This is a genomic window from Microbacterium sp. SW12, from assembly GCF_055391095.1.
This window is the reverse complement of record NZ_AP024335.1, coordinates 2679898-2695341: the sequence shown is the minus strand read 5'-3', so window position 1 is coordinate 2695341 and position 15444 is coordinate 2679898. Positions and strand designations below refer to the sequence as shown.

General features: G+C 66.8%; 13 protein-coding genes and 2 pseudogenes. 5 read left to right on the top strand and 10 right to left on the bottom strand.

Going from position 1 to position 15444, the window contains the following annotated elements; translation table 11 throughout:
* Window positions 1-135 precede the first annotated feature (135 nt).
* Window positions 136-935 (top strand): annotated as a pseudogene (locus tag MICSW_RS13605) (uroporphyrinogen-III synthase).
* Here MICSW_RS13605 and MICSW_RS13600 read toward each other — a convergent pair.
* Genes MICSW_RS13600 through cofG form a run of 4 tightly spaced genes read right to left on the bottom strand, consistent with a single transcriptional unit; the run spans window position 877 to window position 6408 of the window.
* Window positions 877-1563 (bottom strand): NTP transferase domain-containing protein, encoded by a 687-nt coding sequence (locus MICSW_RS13600; RefSeq protein ID WP_464496288.1) that lies wholly within the window; start codon window positions 1561-1563, stop codon window positions 877-879. The pseudogene MICSW_RS13605 and the gene MICSW_RS13600 sit on opposite strands and share 59 nt — an antisense overlap.
* A complete protein-coding gene (gene fgd, locus MICSW_RS13595) occupies window positions 1560-2573 on the bottom strand; it encodes a glucose-6-phosphate dehydrogenase (coenzyme-F420) (protein WP_464496287.1) in 1014 nt (337 codons plus the stop codon). Before fgd ends, MICSW_RS13600 begins: the two co-directional genes overlap by 4 nt.
* Complete coding sequence (locus MICSW_RS13590) at window positions 2570-4042, bottom strand: flavin-containing monooxygenase (RefSeq protein ID WP_464496286.1); 1473 nt, start codon at window positions 4040-4042, stop codon at window positions 2570-2572. Before MICSW_RS13590 ends, fgd begins: the two co-directional genes overlap by 4 nt.
* Entirely contained in the window at window positions 4039-6408 is a 2370-nt protein-coding gene (gene cofG, locus MICSW_RS13585) for a 7,8-didemethyl-8-hydroxy-5-deazariboflavin synthase CofG (RefSeq protein ID WP_464496285.1), read from the bottom strand. Before cofG ends, MICSW_RS13590 begins: the two co-directional genes overlap by 4 nt.
* A gap of 304 nt (window positions 6409-6712) precedes the next feature.
* Between cofG and MICSW_RS13580 the strand changes: the two genes are divergently transcribed.
* Window positions 6713-6964, top strand: a complete 252-nt coding sequence (locus MICSW_RS13580) for a helix-turn-helix transcriptional regulator (protein WP_292728644.1) — start codon at window positions 6713-6715, stop codon at window positions 6962-6964.
* 199 nt (window positions 6965-7163) lie between these two features.
* Here MICSW_RS13580 and MICSW_RS13575 read toward each other — a convergent pair whose 3' ends face one another.
* Window positions 7164-8510 carry an IS256 family transposase gene (locus tag MICSW_RS13575; protein WP_228481089.1) on the bottom strand — a complete coding sequence of 449 codons (1347 nt, stop codon included), beginning with the start codon at window positions 8508-8510 and terminating at the stop codon, window positions 7164-7166.
* A 7-nt stretch (window positions 8511-8517) separates the two neighbouring features.
* On the opposite strand from MICSW_RS13575, the gene MICSW_RS13570 reads away from it, so the two are divergent.
* Together MICSW_RS13570 and MICSW_RS13565 are read left to right on the top strand one after the other, a co-directional pair.
* Complete coding sequence (locus tag MICSW_RS13570) at window positions 8518-9510, top strand: hypothetical protein (protein ID WP_464496284.1); 993 nt, start codon at window positions 8518-8520, stop codon at window positions 9508-9510.
* Between the two features lie 299 nt (window positions 9511-9809).
* A complete protein-coding gene (locus tag MICSW_RS13565; protein WP_228178338.1) occupies window positions 9810-10349 on the top strand; it encodes a hypothetical protein in 540 nt (179 codons plus the stop codon).
* A gap of 238 nt (window positions 10350-10587) precedes the next feature.
* Here the strand turns inward: MICSW_RS13565 and MICSW_RS13560 are convergent.
* Window positions 10588-11549: pseudogene (locus tag MICSW_RS13560) on the bottom strand (IS481 family transposase).
* 159 nt (window positions 11550-11708) lie between these two features.
* On the bottom strand, window positions 11709-12947 hold the full coding sequence (locus tag MICSW_RS13555) for an IS256 family transposase (protein ID WP_464498407.1): 1239 nt from the start codon (window positions 12945-12947) through the stop codon (window positions 11709-11711).
* 138 nt (window positions 12948-13085) lie between these two features.
* On the opposite strand from MICSW_RS13555, the gene MICSW_RS13550 reads away from it, so the two are divergent.
* The gene (locus MICSW_RS13550; protein WP_228178339.1) at window positions 13086-13658 is read left to right on the top strand and encodes a hypothetical protein; all 573 of its coding nucleotides are present in this window, start codon (window positions 13086-13088) and stop codon (window positions 13656-13658) included.
* A 164-nt stretch (window positions 13659-13822) separates the two neighbouring features.
* Here MICSW_RS13550 and MICSW_RS13545 read toward each other — a convergent pair whose 3' ends face one another.
* From MICSW_RS13545 to MICSW_RS13535, 3 genes are read right to left on the bottom strand one after another with little or no spacing between them, the layout of a single operon-like run.
* Window positions 13823-14104, bottom strand: coding sequence for a hypothetical protein (locus MICSW_RS13545; protein WP_228178340.1), 282 nt, complete (start codon window positions 14102-14104; stop codon window positions 13823-13825).
* Window positions 14101-14592, bottom strand: a complete 492-nt coding sequence (locus MICSW_RS13540) for a hypothetical protein (protein ID WP_228178341.1) — start codon at window positions 14590-14592, stop codon at window positions 14101-14103. Before MICSW_RS13540 ends, MICSW_RS13545 begins: the two co-directional genes overlap by 4 nt.
* 26 nt (window positions 14593-14618) lie before the next feature.
* The gene (locus MICSW_RS13535) at window positions 14619-15236 is read right to left on the bottom strand and encodes a DUF6349 family protein (protein ID WP_228178342.1); all 618 of its coding nucleotides are present in this window, start codon (window positions 15234-15236) and stop codon (window positions 14619-14621) included.
* Window positions 15237-15444: the final 208 nt, after the last annotated feature.

The following is a 15444-nucleotide window of genomic DNA, read 5'->3' as shown; positions in this document are numbered from 1 at the left end:
TTATGCTCGGACAACAGGCAGCGCGATGATGCGGAAGCTGCCGACGACGTAGTTGCCACCATCCTGTGACCCGAGGTGACACGTCGTTCGGCTGCTCGAACGTCGGGCGGTCGACTCCGCATCGATGAGTCGATCATGAACCGAGCACCGTCCAAGACCGCCGCCAAGCCACTGGCCGGGTGGCGTGTTCTGGTCCCCCGCGGGGGACCCTGGGGCGACTCCGTCGCCGCGACGCTGCGGCGCCAGGGCGCCGTACCTGTCATCGCGCCGCTGATCAATTTCGCGCCCACAACTGACCAGACAGAGCTCGAGTCGGCGCTAGCGGCCCTTGCGGCGGGCGATTTCGACTGGGTGACGCTCACGAGTGCGACCACCGTCGACGTCCTCTATGCCTACCGCGCCGTCATCCCCCGCAGACGAAGGTCGCCGCGGTCGGAGAAACCACGGCTGCAGCGCTGCAAGCCGTCGGGTACCGCGTGGATCTCGTACCGGACCTCGACAATTCAGCCGCGGGCCTGGCAGGCCAGATGATTGACCTCGAACCCGAGCCGCGCGACATCCTGACACTGCGCAGCGAGACGGCGAAGCCGGTGCTCACCGGAATGCTCACGGAAGCCGGCCACCGCGTGCGCAGCGTGGTCGCCTATCGGACGGTCGGGGTTCCGGTCACCGAGCGCATCGCGAACGACGTGCGTAGCGGTCGGATCAACGCGATCCTCGTCACAAGCGGATCGGTCGCCGAACAGGTGCGCGAGCAGTTCCCGCACATTCCGCCTTCGACCGTCGTGGCGGCGATCGGCCCGCGGACCGCCACTGACGCCCAGGCCGCCGGTCTCACTGTCGACGGTGTGGCCGATCGCCAGACCGTCGATGCGCTCATCGAGGTCGTTGCGCGCTTTCCGCTGCTTCATGCGACCGACGAAGCTGCGCCCTGACGCGATCTCCCTTCCAAGAGTGCGGCCGTGCGGATGCCGAGCCCGAGCTGGGCGGCTTCGTGGAGCTGATCGAGAGTGTCGACGTCTCGCCGTGCGCTCCAGGCCCCCGCTGCTGCCGGCCGGCCTCGATCTCGCGGGCGAGGTCGAGGAATCCTGCTGCCCGGTGGCGGGTGAAAGAGTCCTCACCGAATGCGGGGACGAGCTCGCCGGCCACCGTCCGCGTGATGAGGGTCGTGCCCGTCCCCTCCGCGTCCGGCAGCGCCGCGCTCTCGTACCGTGCTGCCGCCACGAGCACGGTCTCCAGGTCTGTGGCGCGAAGCGCGGGAAGGTCGCCGAGCATCGCGGCTCGCGGCTGGGCGGCATCCGTCACCGCGAGCCCGGCCCGCACCGCGTCGTTCAAGCCGGTTCCGGGGTCGGTGACGATGAGGCAGCCATCCGAGATCTCACGCGCGATCTCGGCATCCGCGGTCACGACCACCACTTGCGCGACAGCCGGGCACGCCTGCGCTGCGGCTATCGTGTCGAGCCCGATCGCGCGCGCCAGTGCTGCCCGATCGATATCCGGCACGACGAGGCGACTCTTTCCCGCGCCGCCGCGCACCGGGATGACAAGCGTCCAGCCGCTCACGGATCCAGACGTTCGCGCAGGCGGGGGAGGATGTCGCGGCTGTAGCGTTCCATGAACTCCGCCTGGTCGTGCCCGGGGTCGTGGAACACGAGGTGGCGAAAGCCGCGCTCGGCGACTTCGAGGATGCGGTCGACGTGCTCGTCGGGGTCGGACGAGACGATGAACCGCTTCGCGACGCGCTCGATAGGCAGTTCCGCCGCCCGCCGCTGCATCTCGATGGGGTCGTGGATGCCGACCTTCTCTTCGGGGCTGAGCGCGAGAGGGGCCCAGAACCGGGTGCGCTCGAGGGCCTCGGCAGGATCGGGGTGGTACGAGACCTTCACCTCGATGAGCGTGTCGATGTCATCACGCGTGCGCCCCGACTTCTCCAGCCCCTCATCAAGAGCCGGAAGGAGTGTGTCGGTGTACAGGGCAGGGTCCTTGCCGCTTGTCGTGATGAAGCCATCGGCGACGCGACCTGCGAGGCGCGTGGCGGCGGGCCCGGCGGCGCCGATGTAGACCGGGACGGGAGTATCGGGACGGTCGTAGATCGTCGCATCGCGAACCTGCCAGAACTCGCCGTCGAAACTGACGCGCTCGCCGGTCCACAGCTTGTTCAGGAGCGTGAGCGACTCCTTCAGGCGACGGAAACGTTCGGGCGGCTCGGGCCACGGGATGCCGAGGGTCACCTCGTTGAGGGATTCGCCGGTGCCGACCCCCAGGATGATGCGACCCGGATACATCACGCCGAGGGTCGCGAAGGCCTGCGCCACGACACCCGGGTGGTAGCGGAAGGTGGGGGTGAGCACCGACGTGCCGAGGAGGACCCGGGACGTTCGCGCCCCGACGGCGCCGAGCCACGGGATAGCCGCCGGCGCATGGCCACCCTCGTGCATCCAGGGCTGCAGGTGGTCGGAGACGAACACCGAGTCGAACCCGGCCTGCTCGGCGCCCACCGCGAAGTCTGCGAGCTCGTTTGGTCCGAACTGCTCGGCTGATGCCTTGTATCCCAGGCGCAGGGGGATCGTCATGGCGTGGTGCTCCTTTCGGTAGCGGGTTCAGTCAGGAATTCGCTGCCGTCGGCCCGGCGGAGCTGGTCGCGGAACTGTGTCACGGTGCCCGGCCACAGCAAGGTGAGGCGCCCGGACCGTTCGTCGACGTACCAGTTGCGGCATCCTCCGGAGACCCAGGCGGTGTCGCGCGAGCGTCGCACGATCATGCGGGTGTACTCCTGCTCGACGGCGGGGTCGGGGCGCAAGGTGGCCGTTGCCGGGGCCGCGGCGATCGTCCGCGCGGCGTACGCTGCCTGCTCCTCCAGCATGAGGATCGAGGAGTTGTGACCGAGGGACGCGTTGGGTCCGTTGAGGATGAACAGGTTCGGGAATCCGCTCACGACCGTCGACAGCGCTGATGACATTCCGCTTGCCCAGTGTTCGTCGAGGGAGATCCCGTCTTCACCCGTGACCAGCTCGGCGTAAGGCTGACGCGTCGCGCTGAACCCGGTAGCAAGAACGACGGCATCCACGGCATGGCGCCGCCCGCTCGCGGCGACGAGGGTACCGCCATCCGCCCGTGCCAGCGCCGAGGGCTCAAGGGTGACGGCGTCCGAGGCAACGGCAGGGTAGAAGTCGTCGGAGAGCAGCACCCGCTTGCAGCCGAACGCGTAGTCGGGGGTGAGCCATGCGCGCAGCGTCGGGTCGGATACCTGCGCGTGCAGATGCGCCTGTGCCTGGTCGGATGCCGCGGCAGCTGCAGCGGCGTCACCCGCGCGCGAGGCGTGGCGGGCTTCCCCCTCGCGGAAGAGATCCTCGCGCAGGGCGGCGAGCACCTCGGGGTGGGTCGCGAACCGCTCGCGTTCGGCATCCGTATAGGTTCTGCCGCCGCGGGGAAGGATCCAGGGCGCGGAACGCTGGAACAGCGTCACCTCGGCACCACGGCGCACGAGCTCCGGGACGAGCTGGACTCCGCTCGCGCCCGTGCCGACGACCGCGATGCGCTTACCGTCCAGGTCGAGCTGGGAATCCCACCGTGCGGAGTGCACGACCGGACCGGGGAAGGCAGCCAGCCCATGCACCTCGGGGAGCGACGGTTCGGTGAGCCGTCCGCACGCGAGGACGAGCATCCGTGCGCGCAGACTGCCGCCGGTGGTATGCAGGGTCCACGCGCCGTCGTCCCAGCGGGCGTCAAGCAGCGCGGTGTCGAACCGGATGCGGCGCTCGATCCCTGTGGTGGCGGCGACGCGTCGGAGGTACGCCTGGATCTCGGCTCCGGGCGCGAACTCCCGTGTCCAGTGCGGCCACGGATGACGCGCCAGAGCGTAGAGGTGGGCTGGAACATCGCAGGCGACGCCCGGGTAGGTGTTCTCGCGCCAGGTGCCTCCCACCTCTCTCGCTCGCTCTAGGATCACGACGTCGGTGACTCCGGCGGCTTCGAGTTCCATCGCGGCGGCGAGGCCCGCGAAACCCGCGCCGACGATCACCACCTCGTGTTCGGGTGTCATCGCGGCTCCCGGTTTCGGTCGCCCGTGCGAGCAGCGGGGCGCGCGTCCCGGTAGTCGGTCGTGCGCTGCCGGAGGGGCCGCAGCAGGTGCCGGGCGATGCGCTCAGCCTCAGACAGGGGGAGCTCGCGCCCGTGCTCCACACCGGTGCGGGGCAGGACCCGACCATCGAGCAGCGTGCCGCCGAGGTCGTCGGCACCCGAGCGCAGCAACACGGGAATGCTGGCGGCGTCGAGCCGAGGCCACGGCACCTGGATGTGTGAGATCGCGCCCGACAGCAGCAGCCGTGACACGGCGACCATGGCGCGATGCTCATCGATCGGTGACCTGTCCGCGACGAGCGGCACGCCGTATCCGGGCAGCGGGATCGGCACGAACTCGGTGAATCCACCGGTCTCGCGCTGCAGGTCGCGAAGGGTGCGCAGGTGCGCGACGCGGTCGGCGGCGCTTTCGACGTGGCTGTAGAAGAGCACGGATGTCGACCGCAGCCCCGCAGCATGTGCGGCGCGGATTGCGGTGAGCCACTGATCGACGGGAAGATCGGTGGCGGCCACCCGCTCGCGGATGCCGTCATCGAGAACCTTGACTCCGGTGCCCGGGACGGTATCGACGCCCGCAGCCCTGAGCTCGCGGTAGGCCTCGTCGATCGAGAGTCCGCTGCGGGTCGCGAAGTCCCAGACATCCTGCGGGCGGAAAGCGTGCAGGTGCAGCGTGGGCGCGGCATCCTTCACCGTGCGAGCAAGCTCGAGGTAGGCATCCGCCTCGATCGGGATGATGCCCTGCGCGCACAGCTCGCTCGCACCGAGGTCAGCCGCATCCCGAGCGATCTCGGCGACCTCGGCGATCGTGAACGTGTCGCGGTCCGCGTCGCCGACGGACACGCTCGGACGCAGCCCGGTCGTGGTGAGGTTGCGGTTGGCGACAACGCTGATGGCCTCGCCGACCGTGTAGCGGCGCACATCGTCGGCTGCGCGCGTGACTGCCTCGAGGTCCGCGTCCCGTGCCGACAGCAGCCGCCCCCAGTCCTCGTCGGCGAGAGACTCCGGGTCGGTCGCGGCATCCGTCACCAGCGTTTCGAACGAGTTGCCCCGGCCGGGCCGGGTCGCGCTCGCCGGGGCTGGTGCAGTGAACGTCGACAGTGCGAGCCCGGTGACCGGGTCGGCAAGGGCGGCCACGGCCGAGTGCAACTCGGGAGCGAGCCACGTCGCGGCGTCGCGGAGGTACTCCGGATGCACCGTGAGACGTTCACGCAACTCGAAACCCAACTCGGCCGTGCGGGCCGCCAGATCGTCGAGGTGGGGCCACGGACGCTCGGGATTGACATGGTCGGCTGTCACCGGCGAGACCCCGCCCCAGTCATCAGCACCGGCCCGCACGAGAAGGGCGAACTCGGTCGGGTCGCTGAGGTTCGGCGGAACCTGGATGCGTGCATTCGCGCCCATCGTCAGGCGCGCAGCCGCCACTGCGGCGACGTACTCCTCCAGCTCGGCATCCGCCGCGTCCCGCATCGCGGTCCCGGGCTTCGCGCGGAAGTTCTGCACGATGATCTCTTGCAGGTGTCCGTGGCGACGGTGCGCGTCCCGCAGAGCCAGCAGGGAGTCGGCGCGGTCGCTGATCGTCTCGCCGATCCCCACGAGGATGCCGGTCGTGAACGGAATGCGGTGGATGCCGGCTTCCTCGATCACCCGAAGCCTGACGTCGGGATCCTTGTCGGGGGACCCATAGTGCACCTGTCCCGGGGTCTCGAACAGCTCGCGCGACGTCGTCTCGAGCATCATGCCCATCGATGGTCCTGTCGGGCGCAACCGCTGAAGTTCGTCGGCGCTCATGACGCCGGGGTTCAGATGCGCGAGCATGCCGGTCGCGGCCGTGATGAGGCGGGCGACGTGCGCGACGTAGTCGAGGGTCGAGGCGAAACCGTGCTCGTCGAGCCAACGGCGAGCCTCGGGCCATCGTTCCTCGGGGCGGTCGCCGAGCGTGAGCAGAGCCTCCTTGCAGCCCTGGCGCTGGCCGGCGCGGGCGACGGCGAGCACCTGCTCGGGGCTCATGAACACCGGCTTGCCGGCGCGCTGCAGCTGTCCGGGGGTATCGACGAACACGCAGTAGTGGCAGCGGTCCCGGCAGAGGGTCGTGACCGGCACGAACACCTTGCGGGAGTAGGTGAAGATTCCCGGGCGTCCAGCCTCTCGCAGGCCGTGATCCCGCAGGTCGCCCGCAACATCGAGGACCGCGTCCAGGTCCGACCCGCGCGCCGAGAGCACCGCGATCAGATCGTCGCGGCTGAGGTCGTCGCCCGCCTCGGCTCGTGAGAGGGCATCGTCGAGGCTCACGGCAGCGGGGCGAGTCGGTGTTCGGTTGAGCGTGCCCACCACCCCAGTGTTGCACCGTCGGTGCAGGGCCCGGTCGTGTGTCGCGGTCGTGTACCCGCGTCCGGTAGATCAAGCGCTTGCGGACGCGCCGATGGCTTCACGGGGCTGCCGCGGAATTCCGGGTGCCGACTCGGTCGGTATCGCGCCTGACCAGGTGTCCATGGAACGATCGTCTTTCGGACGCCGGTCTGGCGAGAGGCCAGGCTTGTCCCCCTTATGGGGGACAGAGATCCGATGTCCGTAGGTAGCGTCGGCCTTGGCTCGTGAGCGCCCCGTGGGCATTTCCGTGTCGAGGGAGGCCTCTATGCAGGAAGCGCGGTCATTCGCTGACCGGTACTACGAAGTGACGCGAGACCTTGCCGAGGTTCTTGTGACGGCGCGACGCAGGCGCGGCCTCTCTCAAGAAGAGGTCGCGCACATGGCCGATGTATCTGTGCAGACGTATGCGGCGCTCGAGCGGGTCGGGCCTGGTGTCGGGACGGCTCCGAACCCCACGATGGTCACGGTCATTCGTGTTCTGTGGGCTCTGGAGCTGACACCTCACCCGCCGACGTAGCGTACCCGCCTATCTCATGTTTCCGCCTCTGAGTCCAGGGAACGTACTGCCTGGTTTCGTGTGAGTGCCATGGAGAGAGTGAGACATCGACACTCAACGATGACAGGAGGATTGATGAGACACCTGAAAGCCATCTCACTCGGCGGGGCAATCGCCGGGGCTTGTCAAGTCTTCTGTGTAAGCGGGTTGGTGTTGGTGGTTAGAGGTAGGGGGTGATGCGGTCGGGGTAGGCGAGTGCGAGTTGTTCGAGGGCTTGTTTCCAGTTCGTGGTCACGTTGCCCTCGATGAGTCGGCCGGAAGCTTTTCGCTGGCTGGAGGGGCGCCCGCGTTCCTTCTCGCGTTCTCGGGCGCGCTTGTCTTCGATGTCGCAGATCGCCAGCCAGAGCAGCTTGACCGCGGCGGCGTCGTTGGGAAAGTGACCCCGCGATTTCGTCACTTTCCGCAGCTGGTAGTTCAGCGACTCGATCGCGTTGGTGGTGTAGATCACGCGGCGCAGCTCGGGCGGGAACGCCAGGAACGGGGTGAACCGGTCCCAGGCGTCCTGGAACGTCTTCACCGCCGAGGGGTAGCGGCGGCCGAGCTCGGAGTCGCTGAACGCCTCGAGCGCTTCGAGCGCGGCGTCCTCGTTCACCGCGGTGTAAATCGGTTTCAGCGCGGCGGCGACGGCTTTGCGGTCTTTGTAGTTCACGAACCGCATCGCCGCGCGGATCAGGTGGACCACGCAGGTCTGCACGGTCGCTTGCGGCCACGTCGCCGCGACCGCCTCGGGAAATCCGGTGAGCCCGTCGGTGCAGACGATCAGCACGTCGCGGATGCCACGGTTGGCAAGCTCGGCGCAGACCGATGCCCAGAACTTCGCGCCTTCGGTGGCCTGCACCCAGATACCCAGGACGTGCTTGATCCCGTCCATGTCGACCCCGACGGCGATATGCGCGGCCTTGTTGCGCACGTGACCGCCGTCACGGATCTTCACGATGATCGCGTCGAGATAGATCACCGGATACAACGCTTCCAATGGGCGGGTCTGCCACGCGAGGACCTCGTCGGCGACCTGGTCGGTGATCTTCGAGATCGTCTCATGGCTGAGCTCGGTGCCGATCGTGTTCGCGAGATGATGCTGGATATCGCGGATGGTCATCCCGCCGGCATAGAGCGAGATGATCATCCCGTCCAGCCCATCCAGCCGGCGCTGCCCCTTCGGGACGAGCATCGGGGTGAACGACCCGTTCCGATCCCGCGGGACCGATAGGTCGATCTCACCGATCTCGGTCGACACCGTCTTCGGCGTCGTGCCGTTGCGGGAGTTCGGATACAGCGACGCTTCCGCATCACCACGCTCGTACCCGACGTGCTCGGTCAGCTCCGCGTCCAGGCCCCGCTCCAGCGCGGCCTTCAGCATGCCACCGAGCAGCCCCTGATCGCCCGTCAGCGGGGTGCCGGCATCGATCTTCGCGAAGATCTCATCCATCGCACCCGACGACTTCAACTGATCAGCGAGCTCCTTCTGCCGACGCCTGCGCTCCTCGCGCTCCGGACTGATAGCCATGGTCTCCATGATGTTCTCCTTCGAGGTGAACCCCACTCACACAGACCATCTGACACCCCCAATCGCCGCGGTGGTGCTCGCAATGACACCGGCCGCGGCAATTGCCGAATCGGGTAACCAGAGCCCCGTGAAGGAGCCCGTCGAGGAGCCCATCACACCGACGTTCTCCGAGATCTCCTTCGCGCACCCGGTCAGCCTGGAGTCCGCGACGACCGTCGCTCGGGCGGCTGGGCTGCCGGTAGAGGGTTACCGGTTCGAGAGCGATTCGATCGTTGGCGACTTCTGGGTCGACGGCGGACTGACGGTCGAGGAGTTCCTTGCCGAGGTCAGGAAGGAAACAGGCACCGCTCCGGAGATCGTCACAGCGTACGTCGACGGGGAGGCATTCACGGACAAGCGTGAGCAGTCCCGCGGACTGGGTGACGTGGTCCTCGGCGCAGATCTCCCCGTGTACGACGCCCCAGACGCTGTTGTTCCGACGGATCGCGGGCCCGCGGAGAGAAGTTCCACAGCGCAACTCTCCCCTGTTGTGGCGTCCTCGGCTGCCGCGGGGGACACGTGGCAGCCCAACGACGCTCAGGTGATGATCACGGACATGGGGCAGAACCTCTCGATCTCATCGCAGTACTCGTGGTGGTCACTAGACCCATACGCGTCCCCGTTGGTGATGGCAGATCATTGGGGCATGGAGTTCCAGGTCGACTTCTACACGAACAACAGGCCCTGGCCCCCGGAACACCGATTACATTCCCCGGGAAGGATCTGCGTCCGAATTGCTCCGGCGATGACTACAAGGATTGGGCTGCTGCGTCGAACCAGCCGTTCGACTGGTTCGGATGGGTCATCGACGGCGCGAACGTGGTCGCGGCACCAGGTGCCCTCGGGCTCTATGGTGACTACAACGATCTGTCCGACCCCTGCAACGTGTCGACCGTCGCGGTGGGAATGGCACAGCCCTGGGCCATGCCTTCAGGCACCTACGGCACGAACACTCTCATGATCTACTCCTACCCACTCCGGGGGCAGGAAACCCAGAGCAGGGTCGGATCAATCGTCCAACCCGTGACCCGACACCAATGTGAGAACCAACCCTGGATGCCTCTCACAGACTGCATGGGGGTAACCGCCCTTAGCTATCCCGGTCCCGGTACTGGCCAGAACAGGATGGTCCTCAACGCAGACAACAACAATCAGGCGCCCGACCTCTGCTGGTATTCCGGAGAGTTCGGCCTCGTCGCGGCACAGATCTGGTCATGCAACGGTCCGTACTGATCTGGTGTCGTCCTGTTTAGTAGATACATGAGCGCACAACCTCGACTGCACCAGTCCGGCCTTCTCGGGCTGGGCTGGTGCAGTCTGCTCGTCTCTCTTCTGATCCCGCTCTTCGTCTCCGCCGGCCACTACATGCAGCAACGCAGTCCGTACTGCCAAATCGGCTCCACGTTGAGCGCCGTGCCGCTGCTCTACAGCTGCGGCGAACCCTCCGACCAGCAATTGGTCATCGGCTGGATCGGTGCGATCGTCACGATCGTCCTGTTCGTGGTCGCGGTCGTCTCCGCCGCTCTCGCCCTATGGAAGGTGAGAAGCGCGCGGAGGCTGTCACCGGGACTATGGTCCACCTTCGCCTTCGCGATGACAACCCTCGCCGTGATGGCTGTCATCGCGTTGATGGTCCTCGCAGTCGATGGGGTCCGAACAGCCTCGTGGATCATCTACGCCTCATTCCTGGGTACCGTCGTCTACGTCGTCGGTGGCATCGTGGCCATCATCGTCAGCGTGAGAGCAGCGAATCTCGAGGAGAAGCTTCAGACGCAGGGTCGCTCCGAGTCGGGAACGTAGTCGACCGTGCGGGGCCTGATGATCCGCGCGGGCGCTGGGACGGTCGCTACCGGTAGCCCACCGCGGTGCCCAGCAGTGAGCCGATGCTGTGGGTGGCGGATCGGACGTGTCTCACAGAACGATCGTCTTTCGGACGCGGGGTCGCTGAGAGGCTTCATGGTCGTTGGCGAGAGGCGTCGTGCGAGGCCGGTCCTCTACGGCCTCCTGCGGCGTTCTGAGCGCCTCTAGGTGTACCCGGTCATGACGTTGGTTGCAGTCGGCTGATCGGGGGTTTGCCTCCGAGGGCTGAGTGGCGTCGTCCAGTGTTGTAGTGGTCGAGCCAGGGGTCAAGGGCTTCGGTGCGCTGCTGGTTCGAGGTGAAGGGCTGCCGGTAGGCCCATTCGGTCTGCAGGGTCCGGTTGAACCTCTCGACCTTGCCGTTCTGCCAGGGGCAATGCGGTTTGATGAACTTCTGCCGGATGCCGTGCGCAACGCAGACCTCGCGCAACGACCATCTGTACGCCCACGCGTTGTCGGTGATCAGCCGCTCGATGCGGGGGATGCCGTGCGCGGCGAAGTAGTCGATCGCACGTTCGAGGAACGCGGCGCAGGTGGGTCCCTTCTCGTCGCCGAGGACTTCGGAGTACGCGAGCCGGGAGTGGTCGTCGACGAGCGAGTGGACATAGTCGAACCCGATCTTGACGTTTCGGTGCCGGTCGACGACGTCGCGACCGAGAGCCCGCCATCCACCGCCGTCGGGGATGCGGCCGAGCTTCTTCACGTCCATGTGCACGAGCTCCCCGGGCCGCTCGCGCTCGTAACGAACCGTGGTGGTCTTGGATGCACGGATCCGTTCCCCGGTCATCGGATCCAACTCGGCCAGGCGAGGAAGCCCCGCACGAGCGATGATGCGCGACACGGTCCGGGCCGGCACTCCCGTCCGGGCTGCGACCTCGTCACGCCCCAGGCGCTCTGCTGTCCGCACCGCGACGACCGTGGCGATGACCTCGTCCGCAGTGCGGTTCGCGACATGGTGCGGACGCGACGATCGGTCATGAAGGCCGGCGTCGCCCTCGGCCCGATAGCGGTCAAGCCATCGCTTCACACAGCGACGAGATACCCCATCGCCGAGGCGATATGCGCCTGCTTCCACCCGGCGCGGGCACGTTCAACGATCAGCAGCCTGCCACGGACAGTCAGGCGCGCATTAGCGTGGGACATCGAGGACCTCCGGTCAGCAGAGACGTCAGATATCTCCACTAAGCCCGGAGGTCCTCCCCATTCACAAGGCCCGCACCGCCACCAACCTCATGGCCCGGTACATCTAGGGCGTTCTGGGCGGGTCTGTCAGATAAACGGTGGATCTGATCTGGCGCATGGTTAGTTGATGCGGCCTTCGAACGTGATCGCGAACGCGTTCAGCGCCGGCTTCCACCTGGTCACCCAGCGTGCCCTGCCACGGCCTGTGGGGTCAAGCGAGCGCGTCACCAGGTAGAGACACTTCAGTGCCGCGGCGTCGTTCGGGAAGTGCCCGCGGGCACGGACCGCGCGGCGGTAGCGGGCGTTGAGGGACTCGATCGCGTTCGTCGAGCAGATGATGCGGCGGATCTCGACGTCGTAGTCCAGGAACGGGATGAACTCGCTCCAGGCGTTCTCCCAGAGCTTGCGGATCGCTGGATACATGCTCGCCCACTTCTCCGCGAACTCCTCGAACCTCGCCTTCGCGGCAGCCTCGGTCGGGGCCGTGTAGACCGGCCGCAGGTCGCGGGCGATCTGATCCCAGTACTTCCGTGACGCGAACTTGAACGTGTTCCGGATCAGGTGGATGATGCACGTCTGCACCACCGCGAGCTCCCACGTGGTGGTGATCGACTCGGGCAGCCCCTTCAGTCCGTCGCAGACGACGATGCAGACGTCCTCGACGCCGCGGTTCTTCAGCTCGGTGAGCACGCCGAGCCAGAACTTCGCGCCCTCGCCGCCGTCGCCGGCCCAGATGCCCAGGATGTCGCGCTCCCCGGCCGTGGTGACGCCCACGGCCACGTAGAACGGTTTGTTGCGCACCTGCCCGTCGCGGACCTTCACCACGATCGCGTCGATGAACACCACCGGGTAGACGCGGTCCAACGGGCGGTTCTGCCACTCGGTCATCTCCTCGATGACCTTGTCGGTGATCTTCGAGATCGTGTCCTTCGACACCGACGCGCCGTAGACGTCGTCGAAGTGCGCCGCCACCTCACCGGTGGTGAGCCCCCGCGCTGTCAGCGACAGCACGATCTCGTCGATCCCATCCAGTCGGCGCTGCCTTTTGCGGACGATCTTCGGCTGGAACGACCCGTCCCGGTCCCGTGGCACGTCGATCTGCACAGCGCCAACCTCGGTGAGCACCGTCTTGGACCGGGTGCCGTTGCGAGCATTGTCGCCCTCGCTGGCGCCGTGCTTCTCGTAGCCGAGATGCTCGGTCATCTCCGCCTCGAGCGCGGTCTCCAAGACCGTCTTGGTGAGGTTCCCGAGCAGTCCCCCTGGGCCGACCAGGCTGACGCCCTGCTCCTTAGCCTGCGCGAGCAACTGCTCCGCGAGCTGTTGCTGATCGATGATCTCTCCGGTCACAGGATCGATCATCTCGATGACATCGGTCATCGCCTTTCCTTTCGGTCAGGCCAGACCAGATCCACCGTTATTCGGACAGTCCCTTCTGGGCATCCATGGTGGGGTGGGAGCGGCCTCGAGGGTGTCGTGTGTGGCCGGTAGCGTGTGGGCGTGGAGTCGCTTCAGCTGTCAGCGTGGGGCGATGAGAGCATGCGCGAGGTTGGCGGGATCTCTCACTACCTGCTGGGTGTGGTCGTTGCTGAGGACAGTCGGTGCGACGAGCTGCGGGAGCGGATGCGGGAGCTGCACACTCGCGGGCCGAAGCTTCATTGGCGTGATCTTGAGGGCGCCGAGCAGGCGCGGGTGATCGCGAGCATCGCGGCGTTCGATGCGTACCACGTGGTCGTGGTGGGGGCGCCGGTGAATCCCCGCAAGCAGGAGAGAGCGCGGGCGCTGTGCATCCAGCGGATGTTGTGGGAGCTCGAGCGGCAAGGCGTGACTCGGCTCACGCTCGAGTCGCGTGGTCGATCGCTGGACGGCGCCGATATGCGGACAGTGGAGCGGATGCGCGGGGCGCAGTCGCTGGGTCGGTCGCTGCGGGTGTTCCATGCGCTGCCCAGTGGTGAGCCGATGCTGTGGGTGGCTGACCAGACCCTCGGGGCGTACGGGGAGTCGATCGCGAACCGGAGTCAGTTCTTCGAGCCGATCCGTTCCGCGACCACGATCGTGGATATCCGGCTGTAGCAGCGCGAAAGCCGGGTCCCGTCAAACGGCGGGGGTCCCGGCTTCTACTTCCCTTCCCCCAGCAGGGGGCGGGCTGCGTCCAGTCTAGGACATATCCGTTCACTGTTGGCTGTATACGGCCGTAGCCGTCGCGCTCGGCCGCGGGACGGCTACGGGTGCTGTCATCACGCCGGGTCGCCCTCGGGCGCCTCGGTTAGTCGGATGGGGTGGTCGGGTTCGAGGTAGAACTCGTCGAACGTGTCGCCGTCTTCGTTGTCGGCGGGCCAGAGGCCGATGTTGATCTTGTGGCCATCGAAGGCGAGCCAGGCGATTTCGCGGGGTGGGATGCGGACGGGGAGGAGCAGGTTGGGGCTGGGGATTTCCCAGCTGATCCAGGCACCGACGTGGGGGTGCCCCAGTTCCCCCGCGATGGTGGGGTTCTGGGGCACCTGAGCATTGCCGGTCACAGGGTCTCGCCTTCGGTGAGGTAGAGGCCGGTGTCGATGTAGTGCTGGCAGAATGCCGAGCTTTCCCGGTCGAGGATGCCGGGTTCGATGAGCGCGATCCACCGGTTGACTTCGGTGACGAACTGGGGGTCGTTGCGGTCGTCCCAATCAGTGTCGTTACGCGCCCACCGGTAGATGATTTCGCCGGCGAGGCTGGAGTAGCCGCCTGCGTGAAGGACTTGGGCGATGGAGAGCGCTTCGACGTATTGGAGGCCACCGAAGACCTCGACGTCGCAGCGGGCGACGACTGACCAGGTTTCCGCGAGGATGCGTACCGCGTCGGTCATAGTGGGGCGTTCGGGGGTTGCCACGGCCGCGGTGGCGCCGTTGTGGTGGCGGGCGACGTGGAGGCTGAGTTGTTCGGTGAGTTCGGTGTCGGTGAAGGCGACGAGGGTTTCGGGGCACATGCTGCAGGCTTCGGTGAGAGCGCGCGGTTCGGGGGTGCTCATGGTGATCTCCGTTCGGGGTGGTGTGGTCAGTTGTGGTCGCTGAGGTCGAAGCCGCCGTAGGGGCTGTAGTCGGGGACGTGACGCATGCCGCTGCCGCCCCGGTCGGTGAGGATGGGTGCGCCGGGGACGCGGAAGTTCTCGGGGTAGTTCGCGTCGAACCAGGCTTCGAGCGCGGGGGTCATTTTCCGGGTGCCCATGTGCCCGCGGAGTTTGCTGGGCAGGGTGGGGAGGTCGCGCCATCCGGGCATGGCGTGGTCGTGCCAGGCTTCGACGGCGGTGTTCTCGTCGTCGGTGATCGCTTGCCAGGAGCAGACGCTGCAGACGCTCTTGTAGAGGAGTTCGCCTACGCACGAGCAGGCGTGATACTCGGCGCCGTGGTGGTCGCAGCGGAGGTCTGTGATCCAGGTGGTGAGGTTGTGGTGCTCGAGGTCGAGTGCCCCGGCTGCGGGGGCAGGGCGCCACAGGTGGCATCGACGCCAGGTGCCGGGTGTTTGTTCGGCTCGCCAACGCTCGAGCGCTGCGGCGAGTTCGTCGGGGGTGTGGTAGGCGCTGGTGTAGTGCAGGGGTGCGCCGTCCCAGGTGGGTAGTGCGGCGATTTCGGCTTCAACGATCAGCTGGTCGATGGCGCTTGTGAGGTCGAGCATTGTGGTCTTTCCCTTCCCGAACATTTCCCTGGGCCTTGGCGGCAAGGAGATCTCCGTGGTCGGTGGAGCCGACCTATGATCGGATGCCGGCAAGGGACCAGGAGTCAGTGGAGGCTGCGGAGGAGCTCGAGCTCCCGGTTGGGCGCTCGGGACGCTGCAGTCGCTGTCGAAGGAGCAGTTGATGCGGAGAGTGCACGTGCTGTCGATC

Bases quoted from the DNA above. Each gene is read 5' to 3' on its own strand.
- fgd (WP_464496287.1), bottom strand. From the start codon at position 2,573: ATGACGATCCCCCTGCGCCTGGGATACAAGGCATCAGCCGAGCAGTTC.
- MICSW_RS13590 (WP_464496286.1), bottom strand. From the start codon at position 4,042: ATGACACCCGAACACGAGGTGGTGATCGTCGGCGCGGGTTTCGCGGGC.
- MICSW_RS13580 (WP_292728644.1), top strand. From the start codon at position 6,713: ATGCAGGAAGCGCGGTCATTCGCTGACCGGTACTACGAAGTGACGCGA.
- MICSW_RS13575 (WP_228481089.1), bottom strand. From the start codon at position 8,510: ATGGCTATCAGTCCGGAGCGCGAGGAGCGCAGGCGTCGGCAGAAGGAG.
- MICSW_RS13570 (WP_464496284.1), top strand. From the start codon at position 8,518: ATGATGTTCTCCTTCGAGGTGAACCCCACTCACACAGACCATCTGACA.
- MICSW_RS13565 (WP_228178338.1), top strand. From the start codon at position 9,810: ATGAGCGCACAACCTCGACTGCACCAGTCCGGCCTTCTCGGGCTGGGC.
- MICSW_RS13555 (WP_464498407.1), bottom strand. From the start codon at position 12,947: ATGATCGATCCTGTGACCGGAGAGATCATCGATCAGCAACAGCTCGCG.
- MICSW_RS13540 (WP_228178341.1), bottom strand. From the start codon at position 14,592: ATGAGCACCCCCGAACCGCGCGCTCTCACCGAAGCCTGCAGCATGTGC.
- MICSW_RS13535 (WP_228178342.1), bottom strand. From the start codon at position 15,236: ATGCTCGACCTCACAAGCGCCATCGACCAGCTGATCGTTGAAGCCGAA.